At 69.7% G+C, this 20,863-nt stretch carries 24 protein-coding genes; 22 read left to right on the top strand and 2 right to left on the bottom strand.

Annotated features, from left to right (window positions below; all coding sequences use genetic code 11):
• Positions 1–2: 2 nt before the first annotated feature.
• The 22 genes from rplR to BX266_RS14155 all read left to right on the top strand — a co-directional run bounded on the left by rplR (position 3) and on the right by BX266_RS14155 (position 18,270).
• Positions 3–386: a 50S ribosomal protein L18 gene (gene rplR / locus BX266_RS14260; protein ID WP_035863513.1), complete on the top strand. Its 384-nt coding sequence runs from the start codon at positions 3–5 to the stop codon at positions 384–386.
• A gap of 48 nt (positions 387–434) precedes the next feature.
• Complete coding sequence (gene rpsE, locus BX266_RS14255) at positions 435–1,055, top strand: 30S ribosomal protein S5 (RefSeq protein ID WP_043914567.1); 621 nt, start codon at positions 435–437, stop codon at positions 1,053–1,055.
• The gene (gene rpmD / locus BX266_RS14250) at positions 1,055–1,237 is read left to right on the top strand and encodes a 50S ribosomal protein L30 (protein ID WP_014136270.1); all 183 of its coding nucleotides are present in this window, start codon (positions 1,055–1,057) and stop codon (positions 1,235–1,237) included. The genes rpsE and rpmD overlap by 1 nt, the downstream gene beginning before the upstream one ends.
• A gap of 2 nt (positions 1,238–1,239) precedes the next feature.
• On the top strand, positions 1,240–1,692 hold the full coding sequence (rplO, locus tag BX266_RS14245) for a 50S ribosomal protein L15 (RefSeq protein WP_399169626.1): 453 nt from the start codon (positions 1,240–1,242) through the stop codon (positions 1,690–1,692).
• Positions 1,693–1,952: 260 nt separating this feature from the next.
• On the top strand, positions 1,953–3,260 hold the full coding sequence (gene secY / locus BX266_RS14240) for a preprotein translocase subunit SecY (protein WP_099899919.1): 1,308 nt from the start codon (positions 1,953–1,955) through the stop codon (positions 3,258–3,260).
• Positions 3,260–3,919, top strand: a complete 660-nt coding sequence (locus BX266_RS14235) for an adenylate kinase (RefSeq protein ID WP_099899917.1) — start codon at positions 3,260–3,262, stop codon at positions 3,917–3,919. The genes secY and BX266_RS14235 overlap by 1 nt, the downstream gene beginning before the upstream one ends.
• Before the next feature lie 114 nt (positions 3,920–4,033).
• Entirely contained in the window at positions 4,034–4,870 is an 837-nt protein-coding gene (gene map, locus BX266_RS14230; RefSeq protein WP_099899915.1) for a type I methionyl aminopeptidase, read from the top strand.
• A gap of 95 nt (positions 4,871–4,965) precedes the next feature.
• Positions 4,966–5,400 (top strand): large conductance mechanosensitive channel protein MscL, encoded by a 435-nt coding sequence (mscL, locus tag BX266_RS14225; RefSeq protein WP_099899913.1) that lies wholly within the window; start codon positions 4,966–4,968, stop codon positions 5,398–5,400.
• Positions 5,401–5,566: 166 nt separating this feature from the next.
• On the top strand, positions 5,567–5,788 hold the full coding sequence (gene infA / locus BX266_RS14220) for a translation initiation factor IF-1 (RefSeq protein WP_003956442.1): 222 nt from the start codon (positions 5,567–5,569) through the stop codon (positions 5,786–5,788).
• Between the two features lie 35 nt (positions 5,789–5,823).
• The gene (rpmJ, locus tag BX266_RS14215; protein WP_003956441.1) at positions 5,824–5,937 is read left to right on the top strand and encodes a 50S ribosomal protein L36; all 114 of its coding nucleotides are present in this window, start codon (positions 5,824–5,826) and stop codon (positions 5,935–5,937) included.
• Positions 5,938–6,111: 174 nt separating this feature from the next.
• The gene (rpsM, locus tag BX266_RS14210) at positions 6,112–6,492 is read left to right on the top strand and encodes a 30S ribosomal protein S13 (RefSeq protein WP_033250918.1); all 381 of its coding nucleotides are present in this window, start codon (positions 6,112–6,114) and stop codon (positions 6,490–6,492) included.
• 72 nt (positions 6,493–6,564) lie between these two features.
• Positions 6,565–6,972: a 30S ribosomal protein S11 gene (gene rpsK, locus BX266_RS14205; protein ID WP_014136257.1), complete on the top strand. Its 408-nt coding sequence runs from the start codon at positions 6,565–6,567 to the stop codon at positions 6,970–6,972.
• Between the two features lie 133 nt (positions 6,973–7,105).
• Positions 7,106–8,128: a DNA-directed RNA polymerase subunit alpha gene (locus BX266_RS14200; protein WP_030457404.1), complete on the top strand. Its 1,023-nt coding sequence runs from the start codon at positions 7,106–7,108 to the stop codon at positions 8,126–8,128.
• 127 nt (positions 8,129–8,255) lie between these two features.
• Positions 8,256–8,729, top strand: coding sequence for a 50S ribosomal protein L17 (gene rplQ / locus BX266_RS14195; protein WP_099899911.1), 474 nt, complete (start codon positions 8,256–8,258; stop codon positions 8,727–8,729).
• 94 nt (positions 8,730–8,823) lie between these two features.
• Positions 8,824–9,744, top strand: coding sequence for a tRNA pseudouridine(38-40) synthase TruA (gene truA, locus BX266_RS14190; protein WP_180290489.1), 921 nt, complete (start codon positions 8,824–8,826; stop codon positions 9,742–9,744).
• A gap of 42 nt (positions 9,745–9,786) precedes the next feature.
• On the top strand, positions 9,787–11,445 hold the full coding sequence (locus BX266_RS14185) for an ABC-F family ATP-binding cassette domain-containing protein (RefSeq protein WP_099899909.1): 1,659 nt from the start codon (positions 9,787–9,789) through the stop codon (positions 11,443–11,445).
• Positions 11,446–11,674: 229 nt separating this feature from the next.
• A complete protein-coding gene (gene rplM / locus BX266_RS14180; RefSeq protein ID WP_014136251.1) occupies positions 11,675–12,118 on the top strand; it encodes a 50S ribosomal protein L13 in 444 nt (147 codons plus the stop codon).
• Positions 12,119–12,165: 47 nt separating this feature from the next.
• Positions 12,166–12,672, top strand: coding sequence for a 30S ribosomal protein S9 (rpsI, locus tag BX266_RS14175; RefSeq protein ID WP_033213973.1), 507 nt, complete (start codon positions 12,166–12,168; stop codon positions 12,670–12,672).
• A 130-nt stretch (positions 12,673–12,802) separates the two neighbouring features.
• Positions 12,803–14,167 (top strand): phosphoglucosamine mutase, encoded by a 1,365-nt coding sequence (glmM, locus tag BX266_RS14170; RefSeq protein ID WP_099899907.1) that lies wholly within the window; start codon positions 12,803–12,805, stop codon positions 14,165–14,167.
• A gap of 128 nt (positions 14,168–14,295) precedes the next feature.
• Entirely contained in the window at positions 14,296–15,372 is a 1,077-nt protein-coding gene (locus BX266_RS14165; protein ID WP_143686927.1) for a hypothetical protein, read from the top strand.
• On the top strand, positions 15,362–16,582 hold the full coding sequence (locus tag BX266_RS14160) for a glycoside hydrolase family 26 protein (protein WP_099899903.1): 1,221 nt from the start codon (positions 15,362–15,364) through the stop codon (positions 16,580–16,582). Before BX266_RS14165 ends, BX266_RS14160 begins: the two co-directional genes overlap by 11 nt.
• Positions 16,583–16,677: 95 nt before the next feature.
• Positions 16,678–18,270: a glycosyltransferase family 39 protein gene (locus tag BX266_RS14155; RefSeq protein WP_099899901.1), complete on the top strand. Its 1,593-nt coding sequence runs from the start codon at positions 16,678–16,680 to the stop codon at positions 18,268–18,270.
• A 7-nt stretch (positions 18,271–18,277) separates the two neighbouring features.
• Here the strand turns inward: BX266_RS14155 and BX266_RS14150 are convergent, their stop codons facing one another.
• Both BX266_RS14150 and BX266_RS14145 read right to left on the bottom strand, forming a co-directional pair.
• Positions 18,278–19,444 carry a glycoside hydrolase family 26 protein gene (locus BX266_RS14150; protein ID WP_143686926.1) on the bottom strand — a complete coding sequence of 389 codons (1,167 nt, stop codon included), beginning with the start codon at positions 19,442–19,444 and terminating at the stop codon, positions 18,278–18,280.
• A complete protein-coding gene (locus BX266_RS14145) occupies positions 19,437–20,756 on the bottom strand; it encodes a glycosyltransferase family 2 protein (protein ID WP_099899897.1) in 1,320 nt (439 codons plus the stop codon). Before BX266_RS14145 ends, BX266_RS14150 begins: the two co-directional genes overlap by 8 nt.
• Positions 20,757–20,863: the final 107 nt, after the last annotated feature.

The following is a 20,863-nucleotide window of genomic DNA, read 5'->3' as shown; positions in this document are numbered from 1 at the left end:
CGATGAGCGTCTCTGTCAAGATCGGCAAGGGCAACGCCTACAAGAACGCCGCCCGCAAGCGCCGCGCCATTCGCGTTCGCAAGCGCGTCGTCGGCACCGAGGTGCGTCCGCGCCTCGTCGTGACGCGTTCGAACCGCCACATGGTCGCCCAGGTCATCGACGACGCCAAGGGTCACACCCTGGCGTCGGCGTCCACCCTCGACGTGTCCATCAAGGGCACCGAGGGCGACAAGACCGAGCTGGCCAAGAAGGTCGGAAGCCTGGTCGCCGAGCGCGCCAAGGCTGCCGGCGTCGAGTCGGTCGTCTTCGACCGCGCGGGCAACCGGTACGCCGGCCGCATCGCCGCCCTGGCGGACGCGGCCCGCGAGGCCGGGCTCGACTTCTAAGCCGCTCGTCGACTCTGTCGACGGACGTAAACGAGAGAGGTAATTCCAATGGCTGGACCCCAGCGCCGCGAAGGCGGCGCCGGTCGCGGCACGGGTGGCGAGCGGCGCGACCGTAAGCGTGACGAGCGGGGCGGCGCCCCGGTCGCCGAGAAGACTGCTTACGTCGAGCGCGTCGTCGCGATCAACCGTGTTGCCAAGGTTGTCAAGGGTGGTCGTCGTTTCAGCTTCACCGCGCTGGTCGTGGTGGGCGACGGTGACGGCACCGTCGGTGTCGGTTACGGCAAGGCGAAGGAGGTTCCGGCCGCCATCGCCAAGGGCGTTGAGGAGGCCAAGAAGAACTTCTTCAAGGTCCCCCGTATCCAGGGCACCATCCCGCACCCCATCCAGGGTGAGAAGGCCGCCGGCGTCGTGCTGCTGAAGCCGGCGTCCCCCGGTACCGGTGTTATCGCCGGTGGCCCGGTGCGTGCCGTCCTGGAGTGCGCCGGCGTCCACGACATCCTGTCGAAGTCGCTCGGCTCGGACAACGCGATCAACATCGTGCACGCCACCGTGGCCGCTCTGAAGGGCCTCGTGCGCCCCGAGGAGATCGCCGCCCGTCGTGGCCTGCCCCTGGAGGACGTGGCCCCGGCCGCGCTGCTCCGGGCCCGTGCGGCTGGGGTGAGCGCCTGATGGCTCGCCTGAAGGTCACTCAGACCAAGTCGTACATCGGTAGCAAGCAGAACCACCGTGACACCCTGCGTTCGCTCGGCCTCAAGCGGCTGAACGACACCGTGGTGAAGGAGGACCGCCCGGAGATCCGCGGCATGGTCCACACCGTTCGCCACCTCGTCACGGTCGAGGAGGTGGACTGATCATGTCGGACTCGCCGATCAAGCTCCACAACCTGAAGCCCGCCCCGGGTGCCAAGAAGGACAAGATCCGCGTTGGCCGCGGTGAGGGCTCCAAGGGTAAGACTGCAGGTCGTGGTACCAAGGGCACCAAGGCCCGCTACCAGGTTCCGCAGCGCTTCGAGGGTGGCCAGATGCCCCTCCACATGCGCCTGCCGAAGCTGAAGGGCTTCAAGAACCCGGCCCACAAGCAGTTCCAGGTCGTGAACCTGGAGAAGCTGGCCGAGCTCTACCCGAACGGTGGCGAGGTCACCGTGGCCGACCTGATCGCGAAGGGCGCCGTTCGCAAGAACGAGCTCGTCAAGGTCCTCGGCCAGGGCGACATCGCGGTGGCGCTGCAGGTGACGGTCGACGCCGTCTCCGGCTCCGCGGCCGAGAAGATCACCGCCGCCGGCGGCTCGGTGACCGAGCTGCTGTGACGTCGCTGATCTGACGCACGGACAGAAACCGGGCCCCGCGCTCCTCTTGCGAAAGAGAGCGCGGGGCCCGGTCTCGTTGCGGCCCCTTGCACGTGCTCGATTTGTGTGTCAAACCCGGGCAAGCCGTACCCCATGAGTGGGGGAGCGGCCGTACGCGCTTCTGTGGAGCGCCCGGGCACTGTTAGAGTCCGTGAAGTTCCCTTTCCCCACATCAGGACCGACCCTTCCGCCGACGACGCGCGGGAGGCGCAGGAGGCACCGTGCTCAGTGCGTTCGCGCGGGCGTTCCAGACGCCCGACCTGCGCAAGAAGCTGCTGTTCACGCTGGGCATCATGGTGCTGTTCCGGCTGGGCGCCCACATCCCGGTACCCGGGGTCAACTTCGAGGCCGTGCACGCGTGCATCAGCGGCCAGAAGTCAGGCCTGTTCGGGTTGGTCAACCTGTTCAGCGGCGGCGCACTGCTGCAGCTGACGATCTTCGCACTCGGCATCATGCCGTACATCACCGCCAGCATCATCCTGCAGCTGCTCACCGTGGTCATCCCGCGGCTCGAAGCGCTGAAGAAGGAGGGGCAGGCCGGGCAGACGAAGATCACCCAGTACACCCGCTACCTGACCATCGCGCTCGCGGTGCTCCAGGGCACCGGCATCATCGCGACCGCGTCCAGCGGCGCGCTGTTCTCCGGCTGCCCCGAGGGCAACAACATCGTGCCCGACCAGTCGATCTTCCGGATCGCCACCATGGTCATCATCATGACCGCGGGCACCACCGTGATCATGTGGCTGGGTGAGCTGATCACCGACCGCGGCATCGGCAACGGCATGTCGATCCTGATCTTCACCTCGATCGCGGCCGGCTTCCCCGGCTCGATGTGGGCCATCAAGGAGTCCGGCAAGCTGCTGGACGGCTGGGGCGAGTTCGCCGCGGTCATCGCGGTCGGCATCATCGTGGTCTGCCTGGTCATCTTCGTCGAGCAGGCGCAGCGCCGGATCCCGGTGCAGTACGCGAAGCGGATGGTCGGTCGCCGCTCCTTCGGCGGGACCTCGACCTACATCCCGCTGAAGGTCAACCAGGCCGGTGTGATCCCGGTCATCTTCGCCTCCTCGCTGCTGTACATCCCGGCGCTGGTGGTGCAGTTGACCAACTCCCAGTCGGACTGGGCGATCTGGATCAAGAACCACTTCGTCAAGGGTGACCACCCGGTCTACATGGCCACGTACTTCGTGCTGATCGTGTTCTTCGCCTTCTTCTACGTCGCGATCTCCTTCAACCCCGAAGAAGTTGCGGACAATATGAAGAAGTATGGTGGCTTCATCCCGGGCATCCGGGCCGGCCGACCGACGGCCGAGTACCTGAACTACGTGCTCACCCGCATCACGTGGCCGGGTTCGCTGTACCTGGGCCTGATCGCGTTGATCCCGATGGTCGCCCTCGTCGCCTTCGGGCAGCAGACCAACTTCCCGTTCGGCGGCACCTCCGTGCTCATCGTCGTCGGCGTCGGACTCGAAACTGTGAAGCAGATCGAGAGCCAACTCCAGCAGCGCAATTACGAAGGGTTCCTCCGCTGATGCGAATCGTCCTCGTCGGACCCCCCGGGGCCGGGAAGGGTACTCAGGCGCACGTTCTGGCCAAGACCCTGTCCATTCCCCACATCTCCACCGGTGACCTGTTCCGCGCGAACATCAGCCAGGGCACCCCGCTGGGTGTCGAGGCCAAGAGCTACATGGACGCCGGGCGCCTGGTGCCCGACGAGGTCACCATCGGAATGGCCAAGGACCGCATGCTCCAGCCGGACGCCGCAGGAGGCTTCCTGCTGGACGGCTTCCCGCGCAACCTGGGCCAGGCGGAGGCGCTGGACGCCATCCTGGCCGAGAACGGCATCGCGCTGGACGGCGTGCTGGACCTTGAGGTCCCCGAGGACGAGGTCGTCAAGCGGATCGCCGGTCGCCGGCTGTGCCGCAACGACGGCGCCCACGTGTTCCACGTGGTGTACAACCCGCCGAAGACCGAGGGCGTCTGCGACGAGTGCGGCGGCGAGCTGTACCAGCGCTCGGACGACACCGAGGAGGCCGTGCGGGTCCGGCTGGAGGAGTACCACTCCAAGACCGAGCCGATCATCGGCTACTACCAGGAGCAGGGCCTGCTGGTCACCATCTCCGCCCTCGGCAAGGTGGACGAGGTGACCGAGCGCGCGGTCGCCGCCCTGGAGCAGAACAAGAACGCCTGACGCCCGCGAGGCGTCGCGAGACGGCCGGGTCGCCCCGAAGCGGGCGGCCCGGCCGTCTCGTGCGTCGTACGGTGGAAGGCAGTCCGAAATCAGAACGTGGAAGGCGTTGACCAGATGGTGGAGATCAAGACCCCCGAGCAGATCGCCAAGATGCGAGCGGCCGGGCTGGTCGTCGCCGAGGCGCTGAAGGCCTGTCGCGAGGCGGTCGCCCCGGGGGTGACCACCGGGGAGCTGAACGACATCGCGGACCGGGTCATCGCCAAGCACGGCGCCACCTCCAACTTCCGCGCCGACCACGGCGGTCTCTGGTTCCCCGGGGTGATCTGCGCCTCGGTCAACGAGGAGGTCGTGCACGGCATCCCCGGCGACAAGGTGCTGCAGGCCGGCGACCTGATCTCGATCGACTGCGGCGCGATCCTGGACGGCTGGCACGGCGACGCGGCGATCACCGTCGCGGTCGGCGCGACCGCCGACGAGAACCTGATGCTGTCGCGGGTCACCGAGGGCTCGATGTGGGCCGGCATCGCCCAGATGAAGAAGGGCAACCGGCTGGTCGACGTCTCCCGGGCGATCGAGGGCTTCATCCGCCGCCAGCCGCTGCCGCCGAAGGGCAAGTGGGGCATCACCGAGGGGTACGGCGGCCACGGCATCGGCACCGCCATGCACATGGAGCCGCACGTGCTGAACTACGTGGCCGGCCGCGGCAAGGGGCCGAAGCTGGTCCCCGGCACGGTGCTGGCGATCGAGCCGATGGTCTCGCTCGGCACCCCGCACACCGCGGTGCTGGAGGACGACTGGACGGTGGTCACCACCGACGGCACCTGGGCCTCGCACTGGGAGCACTCGGTGGCCGTCACCGAGCAGGGCCCGCTGGTGCTGACCGCCTTCGACGGTGGCAAGGCCGAGCTCGCGAAGCTGGGCGTCACGGCGGCGCCGGACCCGCTCGGCTGAGTCTCTTCTCTCAACGGGGCCCGGAGGTTTGGACCTCCGGGCCCCTTGTCCTATTTTCGTCTGCTGACACCCGCAGCAACCTCAGGGGAGAGACAGTGCTCAAGGGCTTCCGCGACTTCATGATGCGCGGCAACGTGATCGACATGGCCGTCGGTGTGGTCATCGGTGCGGCGTTCACCGGCGTGGTCACGGGCTTCGTCACCGCGTTCCTCACGCCCGTGCTCGGCGTCGTGGTGGGCGCGGCCGGCGACTTCAGCGCCTACCAGTTCCACGTCGCGGGCGTGACCTTCCCGTACGGCCAGTTCCTGAACGTGCTGATCGCGTTCGTGCTGACCGCCGCGGTGCTGTACTTCTGCGTGGTGCTGCCGGTCTCCAAGGCGACCGCCCGCTACCTGCCGAAGAAGCCCGCGGTGCCGAAGCGCCCCTGCCCGGAGTGCCTGACCGACATCCCGGAGGCGGCCCGCCGCTGCGCGGCCTGCACCGCCGTGGTGGAGCCGGTCATTCCGATCCAGGTCGGCGCGAAGCGCTGAATTTCGCTCCGGCGCGGTGCTTGGTTTACGATGGTGCGTCGGCTCTCTCGTAGCGTGTTTCGGCACGCCCTCCACCCAAGGGGAACCCCCGGGGTCGAGGTGAAGCCTGGTTCGCACGAGCGTTCCGCATACGGTAGCCGGACCCGAAGGGTGGATCTCGCAGTTCATGGCTAAGAAGCAAGGCGCCATTGAGATCGAGGGCACCGTGATCGAGTCTCTTCCGAACGCGATGTTCAAGGTCGAGCTGCAGAACGGTCACAAGGTCCTCGCGCACATCAGCGGCAAGATGCGCATGCACTACATCCGCATCCTCCCGGATGACCGGGTCGTGGTGGAGCTCAGCCCCTACGACCTGACCCGCGGCCGGATCGTCTACCGGTACAAGTAACACCCCTCAGATCTAGACCCCGGAGAACCTGAATCATGAAGGTCAAGCCGAGCGTCAAGAAGATCTGCGACAAGTGCAAGGTGATCCGCCGTCACGGCCGGGTCATGGTGATCTGCGACAACCTGCGCCACAAGCAGCGCCAGGGCTGATCCACCCCCCGCATTTCTCGTAGGACCTTCGCGCGACGCGCACCAACGTCATACGCGGGCCGCCCGATCCGTCCAGTGGACGGACTGCCACCCCCGGTCAGAGGCCGGGGCTCCCTGTCGAGAGACAGCGAGTAGGCGGCACGTCAGACCTCTGAAGAACCACAGGAGCCTTGAATGGCACGCCTTTCCGGCGTTGATCTCCCCCGCGAGAAGCGGATCGAGATCGCCCTCACCTACGTCTACGGCATCGGCAAGACCCGCGCCCAGCAGGCGCTGGCCGAGACCGGTGTGAGCGGCGACATCCGCGTCCGCGACATCTCCGAGGACGACCTCGTCAAGCTGCAGAAGTTCGTCGACGCGAACTTCGAGGTCGAGGGTGACCTGCGCCGCCAGGTGGCCGCCGACATCCGCCGCAAGGTCGAGATCGGCTGCTACGAGGGCCTGCGCCACCGCCGCGGCCTGCCCGTCCGCGGTCAGCGCACCCACACCAACGCGCGTACCCGCAAGGGCCCGCGTCGCGCGATCGCCGGCAAGAAGAAGCCGGGCAAGAAGTAGTCCGTCCCGTAACCGGACATCCCTCCGGCCCGCGGGTTAGCGGACCGACCACCTCAGTAGGAGAACAGACTTATGCCCCCCAAGGGTCGTCAGGCTGCCGGCGCGAAGAAGATCCGCCGCAAGGAGAAGAAGAACGTCGCCCACGGGCACGCTCACATCAAGAGCACGTTCAACAACACCATCGTTTCGATCACCGACCCCTCGGGCAACGTGATCTCCTGGGCCTCTGCCGGCCACGTCGGCTTCAAGGGCTCGCGCAAGTCCACCCCGTTCGCCGCGCAGATGGCCGCCGAGGCCGCTGCCCGTCGCGCGCAGGAGCACGGCATGCGCAAGGTCGACGTCTTCGTCAAGGGTCCGGGCTCCGGCCGTGAGACCGCGATCCGCTCGCTCCAGGCCACCGGCCTGGAGGTGGGCTCGATCCAGGACGTCACCCCCACCCCGCACAACGGCTGCCGTCCGCCGAAGCGCCGCCGCGTCTGACGCGACGCCTGGGTTCACCAGGCGGCCGGTGTTTTAAACCTGGTACGGGCTCCCGTCTGTCGCGGGAGCCCGTACGCTTGAGTTCTATCGGCATCAAATAGTGGGTGCCGAAGACAACTGGAGGATCCAGAACATGCTGATCGCTCAGCGTCCTTCGCTGACCGAAGAGGTCGTCGACGAGTTCCGCTCGCGGTTCGTGATCGAGCCGCTCGAGCCGGGCTTCGGCTACACCCTCGGCAACTCGCTCCGCCGCACGCTCCTCTCCTCGATCCCGGGTGCCGCTGTCACCAGCATCCGGATCGACGGTGTCCTGCACGAGTTCACCACCGTGCCGGGCGTCAAGGAGGACGTCACCGACCTCATCCTGAACATCAAGCAGCTGGTCGTCTCCTCGGAGCACGACGAGCCGGTCGTGATGTACCTGCGCAAGCAGGGCCCGGGTGTGGTCACCGCCGCCGACATCGCGCCCCCGGCCGGTGTCGAGGTGCACAACCCCGAGCTGGTCCTCGCCACGCTGAACGGCAAGGGCAAGCTGGAGATGGAGCTGACCGTCGAGCGCGGTCGCGGCTACGTCTCCGCCGTGCAGAACAAGGCCTCCGGCCAGGAGATCGGCCGCATCCCGGTCGACTCGATCTACAGCCCCGTGCTGAAGGTCACCTACAAGGTCGAGGCCACCCGTGTCGAGCAGCGCACCGACTTCGACAAGCTGATCGTCGACGTCGAGACCAAGCCCGCCATGCGTCCGCGCGACGCGATGGCGTCGGCCGGCAAGACCCTGGTCGAGCTGTTCGGCCTGGCCCGCGAGCTGAACGTCGACGCCGAGGGCATCGACATGGGTCCGTCCCCGACGGACGCCGCCCTGGCCGCGGACCTGGCGCTGCCGATCGAGGAGCTGGAACTCACCGTCCGCTCCTACAACTGCCTCAAGCGCGAGGGCATCCACACCGTGGGTGAGCTCGTCGCCCGCTCGGAGGCCGACCTGCTCGACATCCGCAACTTCGGTGCGAAGTCGATCGACGAGGTCAAGGCGAAGCTGGCCGGCATGGGCCTGGCCCTCAAGGACAGCCCGCCCGGGTTCGACCCGACCGCCGCCGCCGACGCCTTCGGCGCCGACGACCTGGACGACCAGGGCTACGCGGAGACCGAGCAGTACTGAGTTTTGACAGCGGGAGCGGTTCCCCGGTGAACCGCTCCCGGTGCCATGAAAGTCGTGCGGACACGGTGTCCGTACGCCCGCCGCGGTACCTGGTACGGCCGCAGTCGGAGATTCGAGGAGTCATTCCATGCCCCGTCCCACCAAGGGCGCCCGCCTCGGCGGCGGCCCGCACCACGAGCCGCTCCTGCTGGCCGGCCTGGCCCGCGAGCTGTTCCAGTACGGCCGCATCACCACCACCGAGGCCAAGGCCCGTCGCCTGCGCCCGCTGGCGGAGAAGCTGATCACCAAGGCGAAGAAGGGCGACATCCACAACCGTCGCCTGGTGCGCAAGACCATCACCGACGTGTCGGTCCTGCACACCCTCTTCACCGAGATCGCCCCGCGGTTCGAGAACCGTCCCGGCGGCTACACCCGCATCACCAAGATCGGCGGTCGCCGCGGCGACAACGCGCCGATGGCCGTGATCGAGCTGGTCGAGGGCGAGATCGCCACCAAGGCGACCGTCGCCGAGGCCGAGGCCGCTGCCAAGCGCGCCGTCAAGGAGGCCGAGCAGGCCGCCGAGACCAAGGCCGACGAGGCCGCCGAGACCACCGAGGCCTGAGCCTCGCTCGGGTAGGTCTCCGTCCGGGCCCGCTCTCCCGCTCGTCGGGAGAGCGGGCCCGTTCGCTTTCTGCTTGCTGGACAGGGGAGTTGGAGTGGCTGAGGACTGCGTGGAGCTGCCGCCGGTGAAGGACGGCCCGGCGGACGGGCAGGTGCGGATCAGGCTCGACCTGGCGTACCACGGGGCGGAGTTCTCGGGCTGGGCCCGACAGCGCGAACGGCGCACCGTGCAGGGCGAGTTGGAGGACGCGCTGCGGATCGTGCTGCGCAGCGCGGAGAACTTCCCGCTGACCGTGGCCGGCCGGACCGACGCCGGGGTGCACGCGCGCGGACAGGTGGCGCACGTCGACCTGCCGGCGGAGCTCTGGACGCAGCACGGCGGCAAGCTGCTGCGGCGGCTCGCCGGGCGGCTGCCGGCGGACGTCCGGGTCTACCGGGTGTCGGAGGCGCCGCACGGGTTCGACGCGCGGTTCGCGGCGATCTGGCGGCGCTACGCGTACCGGGTCGCCGACCACCCCGGCGGGGTCGACCCGCTGGTGCGGGGTCATGTGCTCTGGCACGACCGGCCGTTGGACCTGGACCGGATGAACGAGGCGGCGGCGCTGCTGGTCGGCGAGCACGACTTCGCGGCCTACTGCAAGAAGCGCGAGGGCGCGACCACCATCCGCACCCTGCTGGAACTCCACTGGGACCGGGTGCCGATCGACCCGTACGCCGCGCAGGAGGGCACGCTGGCGGTGGCCACCGTGCGGGCGGACGCGTTCTGCCACAACATGGTGCGGGCGCTGGTCGGGGCGATGCTGCTGGTCGGCGACGGGCACCGGCCGGTGGAGTTCCCGGGCGAGGTGCTGGCGGGCGGGGTGCGGAACTCGGCGGTCAACGTGATCCGGCCGCACGGGCTGACGCTGGAGGAGGTCGGCTACCCGGCGGACGAACTGCTCGCCGAGCGGAACCGGGTGTCGCGACGGCTCCGGACGCTGGGCGAGCCGGTGGCCGCCGAGGGGCCGGTCGGCTAAAGGGTTTGGTCGGCGGCCCGGGCCTTGGCACAATCCGATGGCATGGGACACGTCGAGATTTCGCACCTTGAGTACTACCTGCCGGACGGGCGGGTGCTGTTCGACGACGCGTCCTTCCGGGTGGGCGAGGGGGCGGCGGTCGCGTTGGTGGGGGCCAACGGCGCCGGGAAGACCACGCTGCTGCGGATGATCGCGGGGGACGTGCAGCCGCACGGCGGGTCGGTGACGGTGAGCGGCGGGCTGGGCGTGATGCGCCAGTTCGTCGGCACCACGGGCCGGGAGGACGCCAACGACGCCCCCGGCGCGCTGCCGGTCGACGCGTCGGTGCGGGACCTGCTGGTGTCCGTCGCTCCGAAGCGGATCGCCGACGCGGCCCGGGCGGTGGACGCCGCGGAGCTCGCGATGATCGCGCAGGACGACGAGAAGTCGCAGATGGCGTACGCGCAGGCGCTGTCGGACTGGTCGGACGCCGGCGGTTACGAGTACGAGGCGGACTGGGACGTGTGCACGGTGGCCGCGCTCGGCGTCCCGTTCGAGCGGGCGCAGTGGCGGGGGCTGAACACGCTGTCCGGCGGCGAGCAGAAGCGGCTGGTGCTGGAGGCGCTGCTGCGCGGTCCGGACGAGGTGCTGCTGCTGGACGAGCCGGACAACTACCTGGACGTGCCGGGCAAGCGGTGGCTGGAGGAGGCGATCCGGGCCACCAACAAGACGGTGCTGTACATCTCGCACGACCGGGAACTGCTGTCCTGCACCGCGGAGAAGATCATCGCGGTGGAGTCGGGGGCGACGGGCTCCAGCGTCTGGGTGCACGGCGGCGGGTTCGACACCTTCCACGAGGCCCGCAAGGCGCGGTTCGAGCGGTTCGAGGAACTGCGCCGGCGCTGGGACGAGGAGCACGCCAAGCTGAAGAAGCTGGTGGTGACGCTGCGCCAGGCGGCCGCGGTCAGCCACGAGATGGCATCCCGGTACGCGGCCGCGCAGACCAGGCTGAAGAAGTTCGAGGACGCGGGCCCGCCGGAGGCGCCGCCGCGCGAGCAGTCGATCTCCATGCGGCTGAAGGGCGGCCGCACCGGGGTGCGGGCGTTCACCATGGCGGGCCTGGAGCTGTCGGGGCTGATGAAGCCGTTCGACCTGGAGGTCTTCTACGGCGAGCGGGTCGCGGTGCTGGGCTCGAACGGCTCCGGCAAGTCGCACTTCCTGCGGCTGCTGGCCGGCGACGACTCGGTGAAGCACAACGGCACCTGGAAGCTGGGGGCCCGGGTGGTGCCCGGGCACTTCCGGCAGACCCACGCCCACCCGGAGCTGCTGGGGCGGACGGTGCGCTCGATCGTGGAGGAGGAGCACGCGCTGTCCCGCGGGGCGGCGATGTCGGCGCTGCGCCGCTACGAGCTGGACCGGCAGGAGGAGCAGAAGTTCGAGTCGCTGTCCGGCGGGCAGCAGGCCCGGCTGATGATCCTCAAGCTGGAGCTGTCGGGTTCGACGGCGCTGCTGCTGGACGAGCCGACCGACAACCTGGACCTGGAGAGCGCCGAGGCGCTGCAGCAGGGGCTGGAGGCGTTCGACGGCACCGTGCTGTGCGTCACCCACGACCGGTGGTTCGCCCGGAGCTTCGACCGCTTCCTGGTGTTCGGCTCGGACGGGCGGGTCTACGAGGCCCCGGAGCCGGTGTGGGACGAGACCCGGGTGGTCCGGGACCGCTGATCCGAAGCCGCTGCGGCCGGGCCGGTTTGGATTCCACCCCATCGGCCCGGTATTGTTGGCCGCTGTTGTGCGTATTGGCTCGCTCTATCTCACGTGAGAGGTCGGTACGCCGGAGACGACAGGCCGAACTCCAGCGGCTGCCCGAATTGCGTCCGGGCGGATCGGCTGGAGGCCCCGGGCCTTGGTGCTCCTGTCAGGACCCACTCACTGAAAAGCGAAGGCTACGACCGTGCGTACGTACAGCCCCAAGCCCGGCGACGTCCAGCGTCAGTGGCACGTCATCGACGCGACCGACGTCGTGCTCGGCCGCCTGGCCTCCCAGGCCGCCAACCTCCTGCGGGGCAAGCACAAGGCGATCTACGCGCCGCACGTTGACACTGGTGACTTCGTCATCATCATCAACGCCGACAAGGTGCACCTCTCGGGCAACAAGAAGACCCAGAAGCTGGCCTACCGCCACAGCGGCTTCCCGGGCGGTCTCCGCTCGGTCCGCTACGACGACCTGCTCGCGAACAACCCGGAGAAGGCCGTCGAGAAGGCCATCAAGGGCATGGTTCCGAAGAACAGCCTGGGCCGTCAGATGCTCTCGAAGCTGAAGGTCTACTCGGGCGACCAGCACCCGCACGCTGCGCAGCAGCCGGTGCCGTTCGAGATCACCCAGGTCGCGCAGTAATTCCGGCCACCCACACCCCAACTGACGTAGAAGAGCTGAGGAACACCGTGGCCGAGACTGCCATCGAGAGCACCCTCGAGGTTGACTTCGACGACGAGAACGTCGACGAGTACACCACCGAGACCGAGTACACCACCGAGTCGCTGGCCGGCCGCTTCGGCGAGGCCGTCCCCGGCGCCGGCCTCGGCCGCCGCAAGGAGGCGATCGCCCGCGTGCGCATCGTCCCCGGCACCGGCCAGTGGAAGATCAACGGTCGCACCCTGGAGAACTACTTCCCCAACAAGGTGCACCAGCAGACCGTGAACGAGCCCTTCAAGCTCCTTGAGCTGGACGGCCGTTACGACGTCATCGCCCGCATCGCGGGTGGCGGCGTCTCCGGTCAGGCCTACGCGCTGCGCCTCGGCGTGGCCCGTGCGCTGAACGAGGCGGACGTGGACAACAACCGCGGCCCGCTCAAGAAGGCCGGCTTCCTGACCCGCGACTCGCGCGCCGTCGAGCGCAAGAAGGCCGGTCTCAAGAAGGCCCGCAAGGCGCCGCAGTACAGCAAGCGCTAATCGCACCCTTCATGCGATCCTCGCCCCGGAGCACTCACGTGCTCCGGGGCGTTGTGCTCCCGGACCGGTGCGGAGTCCGCGGGGCGGTACCAGCAGCCGACAGGCGCCGACAGACGGGACGAACGCGAACATGGCACGACTCTTCGGTACGGACGGGGTGCGCGGGGTGGCCAACGAAGGCCTGACCGCGGAGTTGGCGCTCGGCCTGTCGGTGGCCGCCGCCCACGTGCTCGGCGACGCGAACGCGTTCGAGGGCCACCGGCCGGTGGCCGTGGTCGGCCGGGACCCCCGGGCGTCCGGAGAGTTCCTGGAGGCCGCGGTGATCGCCGGCCTGGCCAGCGCCGGCGTGGATGTGCTCCGGGTGGGCGTGCTGCCGACCCCGGCGGTGGCGTACCTGACGGGCGCGCTGGGCGCGGACTTCGGCGTGATGCTGTCCGCCAGCCACAACGCGATGCCCGACAACGGCATCAAGTTCCTGGCCCGCGGCGGCCACAAGCTGGACGACGCGATCGAGGACGCGATCGAGGCGCACTACCGCCGCTACGGCGTCGGCGACGAGACCTGGAACCGGCCGACGGGCGCCGCGGTGGGCCGGGTCCGGCAGTACGGCGAGGGCTTCGACCGGTACGTGGCGCACCTGGTCGCGGTGCTGCCGAACCGGCTGGACGGCGTCAAGGTGGTCATCGACGGCGCGCACGGCGCGGCCGCCCGGGTCGCCCCGGAGGCGTTCGCCCGGGCCGGCGCCGAGGTGGTGTACACCCTGGGCACCGAGCCGACCGGTCTGAACATCAACGACGGCGTCGGCTCCACCCACCTGGACAAGCTGCGCGCCGCGATGAAGGAGCACAAGGCCGACCTGGGCATCGCGCTGGACGGCGACGCGGACCGCTGCCTGGCCGCCGACGCGGACGGCAACGAGGTCGACGGCGACCAGATCATCGCGATCCTCGCGGTCGCCATGAAGGAGGCCGGCACGCTGCGCCGCAACACGGCGGTCGCCACGGTGATGTCCAACCTGGGCTTCAAGCTGGCGATGGAGCGCGAGGGCGTCGAGCTGGTGCAGACCGCGGTCGGCGACCGGTACGTGTTGGAGGAGATGAAGCAGCACGGCTTCGCGCTGGGCGGCGAGCAGTCCGGGCACGTGATCCTGCTGGACCACGCCACCACCGGCGACGGCACGCTGACCGGTCTGATGCTGGGGGCCCGGCTGGCCGCCACCAAGCAGCCGCTGGCGGACCTGGCCGCGGTGATGACCCGGCTGCCGCAGGTCCTGATCAACGTCAAGGGCGTGGACAAGGACCGGGTGGAGTCCTGCGTCGAGCTGCAGGCCGCGGTCGCCGAGGCGGAGGCCGAACTCGGCTCCACCGGGCGGGTGTTGCTGCGCAAGTCGGGAACCGAGCCGCTGGTCCGGGTGATGGTGGAGGCGGTCGGCTCCGAGCAGGCCCAGGCGGTGTGCGAGCGGCTCGCCGAATCGGTGCGGTTGCACCTGGGCTGACGGCCGGTCAACGTCCCTGCGCAGGTGACGGATCGGCAACGCTTCGCCCGGGTACGGGGCAGGCTGTCGACGTTCGAAGGTCTACCGATAACATTCGGGACTGTGATCGAAGCGTGGAGGGGGCGTTGATGTCAGAGGATCAGCCGCAGCAGCAGCAGCCGCAGCAGCAGCCGCCGGCATCAGGCCCGGCGGTTCCGCCGCAGCAGTCCGGTGCGCCGGGCGTGCCGCAGCCCGCGTACGGCTACCCGCCGCCGGGCTACCCGCAGCAGGTCCCGCCGCCGGGCTACCCGCAGCAGTCGGTGCCGCCCGGGTTCGGGCCGCCGCAGGGCCCCGGATACTCGCAGTCCGCGGGTACGCCGCAGTCCTACGGGCAGGGCGGGCTCCCGCCAGCCGGCCAGCAGCCGTACCCGGGCCGCTACAGCGCGCCGACGTTCTCGGGCGACGCGGAGTCGCCGGACTGGTCGGCGATGGCGACCCAGCACGAGGACGAGCGCCGCCGCCGCAAGCGGACCATCGTGCTGCTCAGCACGCTGGGCGCGCTGCTGGTGGTCGGCGGCATCGTCACCGCCGCGGTGATGGTGGGCAACGACGACAAGCCGACCAAGCCGGTGGCCGGACCGTCGACCGGCCCGAGCGGCAGCTCCTCCGGCTCTCCGGTGGCGAAGCCGAAGACCGCGGAGGAGGCGCTCAGCCGCGCCGCCACCGACAAGGCGCCGCTGTCGGTGGACGCGCTGTTCCCGAGCGCGGCGCTGACCGTCGACGGCCAGCAGCTGAAGCGGGTCGCGACCGAGCACAGCACCGAGTGCAGCTCGGCGACCAACAACGGCCTGGGTTCGGTGCTGGTCACCGAGAACTGCCAGGACATGTACCTGGCCACGTACCTGTCCGACAAGGCGGCGGTCACCGTCGGCATCGCGGTGTTCGACACCAAGCCGCAGGCGGACCGGGTGAAGTCGAAGGTGGTCGGCAACGTCAAGGCGCTGCGCACCAACGCGACGCCGCGGTTCTGCCCGGACCTGAAGCAGTGCGCGACCTCCAGCGACTCGTACGGCCGCTACGTGGTGTTCACCACCGGCGGCAACGTCGACCTGAGCCCGGTGACGGACTCCACGCCGGCCGTCAAGTCGGCGGCCGCGGGGATCCTCAAGCAGGCCACGGACGACCTGAAGGCCCGTGGTCAGGCCGTCGTGTCGAATGCCGGCTGAGCGGCTGAAGGACAGGCTGGGCCCGCTGGGCGAGCGGATACGCGAGGATGTGGCGCCGCGGCTCGACCGGCCGGTGACGAAGGTCGCCGCGCTGGTCGAGCGGCTGGCGGCGGCGCTCGGCCCGGTGCTGGCACGGCTCTGGCAGGTGCTGCCGCCGGCCCTGCGGGTCGGGCTGGTGACCGCCCTGGTGCTGGGCTGCTTCGCGGTGGAGCTGGACGGCGGGGCCGGGTCGCAGCCGGCCCGGACGGTGGCGGCGTCCCCGGCCGGGGACGCCGACGGGGCTGCGCTGCCGCCGGACCCGGCGGACGAGGTCGGCACCGAGGCGACGAAGGAACGGCTGCTCCACCCGCCCGGGGTGCTGTTCGGGATCGCCACGCCCGAGGCCCCGAGCGCGTCGCGGACCCAGCAGGTCACCGAGGCCGCCGGGGAGCACCCGACGGTTCAGGAGTACTTCCTGAAGTGGAACCAGGACTTCGAGCAGGAGGCGTTCGAGGCTTCCTACCAGCTGGGCGCGATGCCGCTGATCACCTGGGAGCCGTGGGCGGGCGGTGACAAGGCCGTGGACCAGCCCGAGTATCGGCTGTCGCGGATCACCTCCGGGGCTCACGACGCGTACCTGAAGCGGTTCGCGCAGGCCGTGAAGCAGGCCAAGGGCCCGGTGGTGCTGCGGTTCGCGCACGAGATGAACGAGACCTGGTACCCGTGGTCCGAGCAGCGCAACGGCAACCGGCAGGGCGACTACGTCGCGGCCTGGCGGCACGTCCACGACGTGTTCAAGGGCCAGGGGGTCAGCAACGTCATCTGGCTGTGGTGCCCGGACACCCAGAGCGCGGACAAGCCGCCGCTGTCCCGGTTCTACCCGGGCGACGACTACGTGGACTGGATGGGGACGGAGGCCTACAGCAGTGACGATGCCGAGTCGGTGGGGCCCCTGCTGGACGACACCTACGACGAGCTGACGGACCTTTCGGACAAGCCGATCTTCATCGGCGAGGCGGGCTCGCGTCCGACCAACGCAAAGGCGCTGTGGACCCAGGACTTCTTCTCCTGGCTGATGGACCATCCGCGGGTGGTCGGCTTCGTCTGGTTCCAGTTCTCGGACACCGAAGGCGGGCGCTACGACTGGCGGTTCACCACCTCGCCGGGAACCCAGGAGGCGTTCCGCCGGGGACTCGCCTCGCACGTGCTGGTGTCCTGGCCGCTGCACTGACGACGTGTCTTGTGCCGGATGCGAACGGCCCGAAATAATGGCGCGTTCGTGCGGCCCGGCCGGTCGCTTTCACTGAATCTCCGCGGGAGCCAACCGTGTCCTGGGCCGTCTCTCCTCACACCGAGGGGGCTCCTACCGCCATACCCGAGCCGAGGGCGGGGCAGGCCCCGGCCCGGCGCGGGCGCCGCGCCGGGCCGGCCGAGCGCCGGCTGCTCGGGCTGGCGCTGCCCGTCTGGTTCCTGCTGCTGGCCCTGGCCGTCCAGGCGGGGTTCGCGCTCCGGCTGATCTGGACCCGGACGGCGTTCACGGACGAGGCGCTGTACCTGTTCGCCGGGCACGACGTGGTCTCCAGCTGGGTGCACGGCACGGACCTGGCCAACTACGCGGGGTACTTCTCGGGCGCGCCGCAGCTGTACCCGCCGGTCGGCGCGGCCGCCGACACCATCGGCGGGGTGGCCGCCGCCCGACTGCTCGGCCTGGCCTGCATGATGGGCGCCACCGTGCTCGGCTACCTCGCCGCGTCCCGGCTGTACGGGCGGACGGCGGGGGCGCTGGCCGCGCTGGTGTTCGTGGTGCTGACGCCCACCCAGTTCCTGGCGGCGTTCTCCACCTACGACCCGATGGCGGTGCTGCTGACCGCGCTCGCCGGCTACCTGGCGATCAGGGCCGAGGGCCGCTGGGGCCTGCTGGCGGCCTCCGGACTCGCGGTGGCGCTGGCGGACGCCGTCAAGTACGCGTCGGCGCTGTGGAGTCCGGCGGTGGTGGCGCTGGCGGTGCTGTGCGCGATGCCGCGGCTGAGGTTCGGGGCGGCGCTGCTGCGCGGCGTGTTCGTCACCGCGGTCGCGGGCGCTCTGCTGGGCCTGGGGATCCTGGCGGGCGGGGAGCGGCTGTGGGACGGCATCGAGAGCACCACGCTGTCCCGGACCACCGGGCACGACTCGGCGGCGTTCATCTTCGGCGAGTCCTGGGACTGGATCGGCCCGGTCTGGCTGCTGGCGGTGGCCGGGCTGGTGCTGCTGTGCGTGCGCGGCGCGTCCTGGGCGAGCCGCGAGATCGGTGCGGTGCTGCTGCTCGCGGCGCTGCTGGCGCCGGTCAACCAGTCCCGGATCAACCTGACCGTCTCGCTGCACAAGCACGTCACCTTCGGCGCCTGGTTCGCGAGCCTGCTGGCGGGCTACTTCCTGGCCTGGCTGCTGTCCGCGGGCGGGCGCCGGATCTGGCAGCCGGTGCTGATCACCGCCGCGCTGGCCGGCACCCTGGCGGCGGGCCTGCCGGAGACCGACCGGCTGTACCTGCGCGGGTGGGCGGACGCCGGCCGGATGGTCGACACGATCCGGCCGTACGTCGACGGGAAGGGCCTGTACCTGGCGGAGAACTCGCCGGTGCCGCGGTACTACCTGCGCCACGAGACGGACGGCACGCAGTGGGTCAGCACGTGGGCCTACTCGTACAAGGACCCGAAGGACAAGAAGACCTACACCGGTGCGCCCGCCTACGAGAAGGCCATCGCCGCGCACAAGTTCGACCTGGTGGTGCTGGACAACAAGACCACCAAGGACCTGGACGCCCGGATCATCGCGGCGCTGCGGGCGAACAAGGACTACCAGCAGGTCGCCGACCTGCCCACCAACCTCGGCGACCTGCACTACACGGTCTGGGTCTACCGGCCCGCCGCCCAGCAGGGCTGACGGGCGCTCAGCCCCCGAGTCCGTCGGCGAGCTTGACGGTGGCGATGCCGTCGGCGAACGCGCGCTGGGACTCGGGGGTCTCGTCGAACCGCCAGTCGGCCTTGCCGCCCTGGTCCCGGTCGCGTTCGAACCAGATGAAGCCGAGCACGTCCGCCTGCCGGTTCAGCCAGCCGAAGAAATCGGTGGTCCACTTCGCCTTGAGCGCGGTGCTGGGCTCGCGGCCGGTCTCGGTGATCAGCACCGGCTTGTGGGTGATCCGGCGCAGGATGTCGAGCGTGGGGCCGAAGGTGTCGGTGGCGCTCTCCTCGTCCTTGGTGCCGTAGCCGGTCAGGCCGACCCAGTCCACGTAGTCGTCGCCGGGGTAGAGCGCGGCCAGGTCGGTGCCCGGCACCGGCCGGATGATGTTCGCGCTCCACACCCAGATCACGTTGGTCGCCCCGGCCTGGGTGAACACGTCGTGGACGTGCTTCCAGGCCTGGACGTACTCACCCTTGTGGTTGCCGTTCTTGCCCTCGGACCACGGGTACCAGATGCCGTTCATCTCGTGCGCGAAGCGGATCGCCACCGGCCACTTCTGGGCGGCGACGCCCTGGGCGAAGCGCCGGATGTAGTCGTCGTGCGCGCCGGAGACGATCGTCGAGAGGGCGAAGGCGGGCTGCTCGGTGTGCCCGGCCTCCTCGCCGTCCCAGGGCTCCCAGGAGATCACCGGCAGGGTGCCGTGCTCGTAGGCCCGGGCGACGCCCTTCGGGTCGAAGTCGGCGGTCCAGCGCACGAAGTACTCGGTCATGGTGGGCCGGACGCCGGCCTTGTCGGCGATCGAGTCGACCTCGCCGGAGGACCACGGCGCCTCGGGGGTCGCCACGCCGAAGTACTTGCCGTTCGGCGTGCCGAAGATCGACTTGTCGGGCACCGGCGGCGGCGCCGGGTGGATCAGCTGGTCGATCCCGGGCGCGCCGGCCGGGCGGCCCAGACCGGCGTAGCGGGGGCCCTTGCTGTCCAGTTCCAGGGCCGCCATGACGCCCCAGCAGAGGGCGCCCAGCAGCACCACGTTGACGGTCATCCAGATCCGCAGCCGGATGCCGCTGCCGCGCGACCACCAGTGGATCTTCTTGCGGCGCCGGGTGGCGGCGGCCTGGGGAGCGGCGGAGGTCTCCATGGTCGTCGTCTCAGACACTGATCATCACCGACCCGAACAGCAGGGCGCTGCCCAGCAGATAGGGGATGACCACCTTGACGCTGCGCGCCCGCTCACCCGCGAAGCCGTCCTTGCGGGTGCCCCAGGAGGCGTTGTGACCCATCCGGAAGAAGCCCAGCAGCCGGACCGGCAGCAGGACGAAAGTGTTGATCACCATGAACACCGGGAGGAAGACCAGGTCCCGCGCCCGGTAGGCGAAGTGACGGCCGAACCGGACGGCGATCGACAGCAGCGACATCACCGCGGCGAGCACCAGGATCGTGGTGATGGCCTTCCAGTGGACGGCCGGCAGCGGCAGCTCCATGTACAGGCTGGGGCCGGTGCGGTGCCACAGCGCCGTGCCCCAGGAGGCGAAGGAGCCGAGCAGGACGAACGGCACCAGGATGTCCACCACGTAGAACAGGGCGAGCATCTTGGCCCGGCGCAGCATCCACGGCAGCATCCGCAGCGTGTTGTACTGCGAGCCGCGGGCCCAGCGGTACTGCTGCTTGGTGAGCTTGCGCAGGTGCAGCGGTGCGTCCGTGTAGACCAGCGAGGTGGACTGGTAGACGGTGCGGTAGCCCTGCTTGAGCGTGTAGTTGGTCAGCGTCCGGTCGTCGCTGACCTCCAGGAAGACCCCGAGGAACTTCTCCGACAGGAAGTCGTCCATGCACTCCAGCAGGATCTTCCGGCGGAAGGCGATGGTCCGGCCGGGCAGGCAGCCGACGGTGCCGAGCACGCTCATCGCGGGCAGCGAGTACTGGCAGCGGACGCTCTCCAGCCAGTCGGCCCAGCGGGTGAGCACCGACCGCCCGGGGTCGAGGATCCGCTGACGGGTGGTCACCCCGCCGACCTTCTCGTCCCGGAACGGCTTGACCAGTTCGGGGAGGGTGGTGGGGGTCCACACGGTGTCGGAGTCGACGAGCACGGCGATCTCCCCGGTGCAGGCGTCCAGCCCGACCTTGAGGGCGTTGCGCTTGCCCGGGATCTCGGTCCACAGCCAGTACACGCCGAGCTGGTCGCAGACCTGCTCCAGCGCCTCGTTGCGGCGTCCGTTGATGACCACGACCATCTCGGTGGGCTGCTGGTCGATGATCCGGTCCAGCACCGAGTAGAAGAGGTCCGGCGGCTCGTCCACGACCGGGATGATCACGGAGGTGGTCACCTGGTAGGGCCGCTTCCACGGCTTGTAACGGCGGGCCAGGCCGAGCCTGACGAACCAGAGCACCCAGACGCCGGTCATGAAGACGGCAAAAGGGTAGATGGTGCCGACAGTCCACCACTGGCGGAGCTGGAGCAGGAAAGCGAGCATGGCCCCCGGACCGTCTCGATCGGCTGTTCACACACCTGGGAATAGGCCGTCCTGATGATAGACGGCCGGGCAAAGTGTGAATCTGCTCGAAAGCGGGCATACCGGGC

The sequence above is a fragment of the Streptomyces sp. TLI_171 genome, assembly GCF_003610255.1.
Lineage (GTDB): Bacteria > Actinomycetota > Actinomycetes > Streptomycetales > Streptomycetaceae > Kitasatospora.
The sequence above is the reverse complement of the archived record's forward strand: the minus strand, read 5'-3'. Positions and strand labels throughout refer to the sequence as shown.

Excerpts from the sequence above, each read along its gene's own strand:
- rplR (WP_035863513.1), top strand. The coding sequence starts at position 3 with ATGAGCGTCTCTGTCAAGATCGGCAAGGGCAACGCCTACAAGAACGCC.
- rpsE (WP_043914567.1), top strand. The coding sequence starts at position 435 with ATGGCTGGACCCCAGCGCCGCGAAGGCGGCGCCGGTCGCGGCACGGGT.
- rpmD (WP_014136270.1), top strand. The coding sequence starts at position 1,055 with ATGGCTCGCCTGAAGGTCACTCAGACCAAGTCGTACATCGGTAGCAAG.
- rplO (WP_399169626.1), top strand. The coding sequence starts at position 1,240 with ATGTCGGACTCGCCGATCAAGCTCCACAACCTGAAGCCCGCCCCGGGT.
- BX266_RS14235 (WP_099899917.1), top strand. The coding sequence starts at position 3,260 with ATGCGAATCGTCCTCGTCGGACCCCCCGGGGCCGGGAAGGGTACTCAG.
- map (WP_099899915.1), top strand. The coding sequence starts at position 4,034 with ATGGTGGAGATCAAGACCCCCGAGCAGATCGCCAAGATGCGAGCGGCC.
- infA (WP_003956442.1), top strand. The coding sequence starts at position 5,567 with ATGGCTAAGAAGCAAGGCGCCATTGAGATCGAGGGCACCGTGATCGAG.
- rpmJ (WP_003956441.1), top strand. The coding sequence starts at position 5,824 with ATGAAGGTCAAGCCGAGCGTCAAGAAGATCTGCGACAAGTGCAAGGTG.
- rpsM (WP_033250918.1), top strand. The coding sequence starts at position 6,112 with ATGGCACGCCTTTCCGGCGTTGATCTCCCCCGCGAGAAGCGGATCGAG.
- rpsK (WP_014136257.1), top strand. The coding sequence starts at position 6,565 with ATGCCCCCCAAGGGTCGTCAGGCTGCCGGCGCGAAGAAGATCCGCCGC.
- BX266_RS14200 (WP_030457404.1), top strand. The coding sequence starts at position 7,106 with ATGCTGATCGCTCAGCGTCCTTCGCTGACCGAAGAGGTCGTCGACGAG.
- rplQ (WP_099899911.1), top strand. The coding sequence starts at position 8,256 with ATGCCCCGTCCCACCAAGGGCGCCCGCCTCGGCGGCGGCCCGCACCAC.
- BX266_RS14185 (WP_099899909.1), top strand. The coding sequence starts at position 9,787 with ATGGGACACGTCGAGATTTCGCACCTTGAGTACTACCTGCCGGACGGG.
- glmM (WP_099899907.1), top strand. The coding sequence starts at position 12,803 with ATGGCACGACTCTTCGGTACGGACGGGGTGCGCGGGGTGGCCAACGAA.
- BX266_RS14165 (WP_143686927.1), top strand. The coding sequence starts at position 14,296 with ATGTCAGAGGATCAGCCGCAGCAGCAGCAGCCGCAGCAGCAGCCGCCG.
- BX266_RS14160 (WP_099899903.1), top strand. The coding sequence starts at position 15,362 with ATGCCGGCTGAGCGGCTGAAGGACAGGCTGGGCCCGCTGGGCGAGCGG.
- BX266_RS14145 (WP_099899897.1), bottom strand. The coding sequence starts at position 20,756 with ATGCTCGCTTTCCTGCTCCAGCTCCGCCAGTGGTGGACTGTCGGCACC.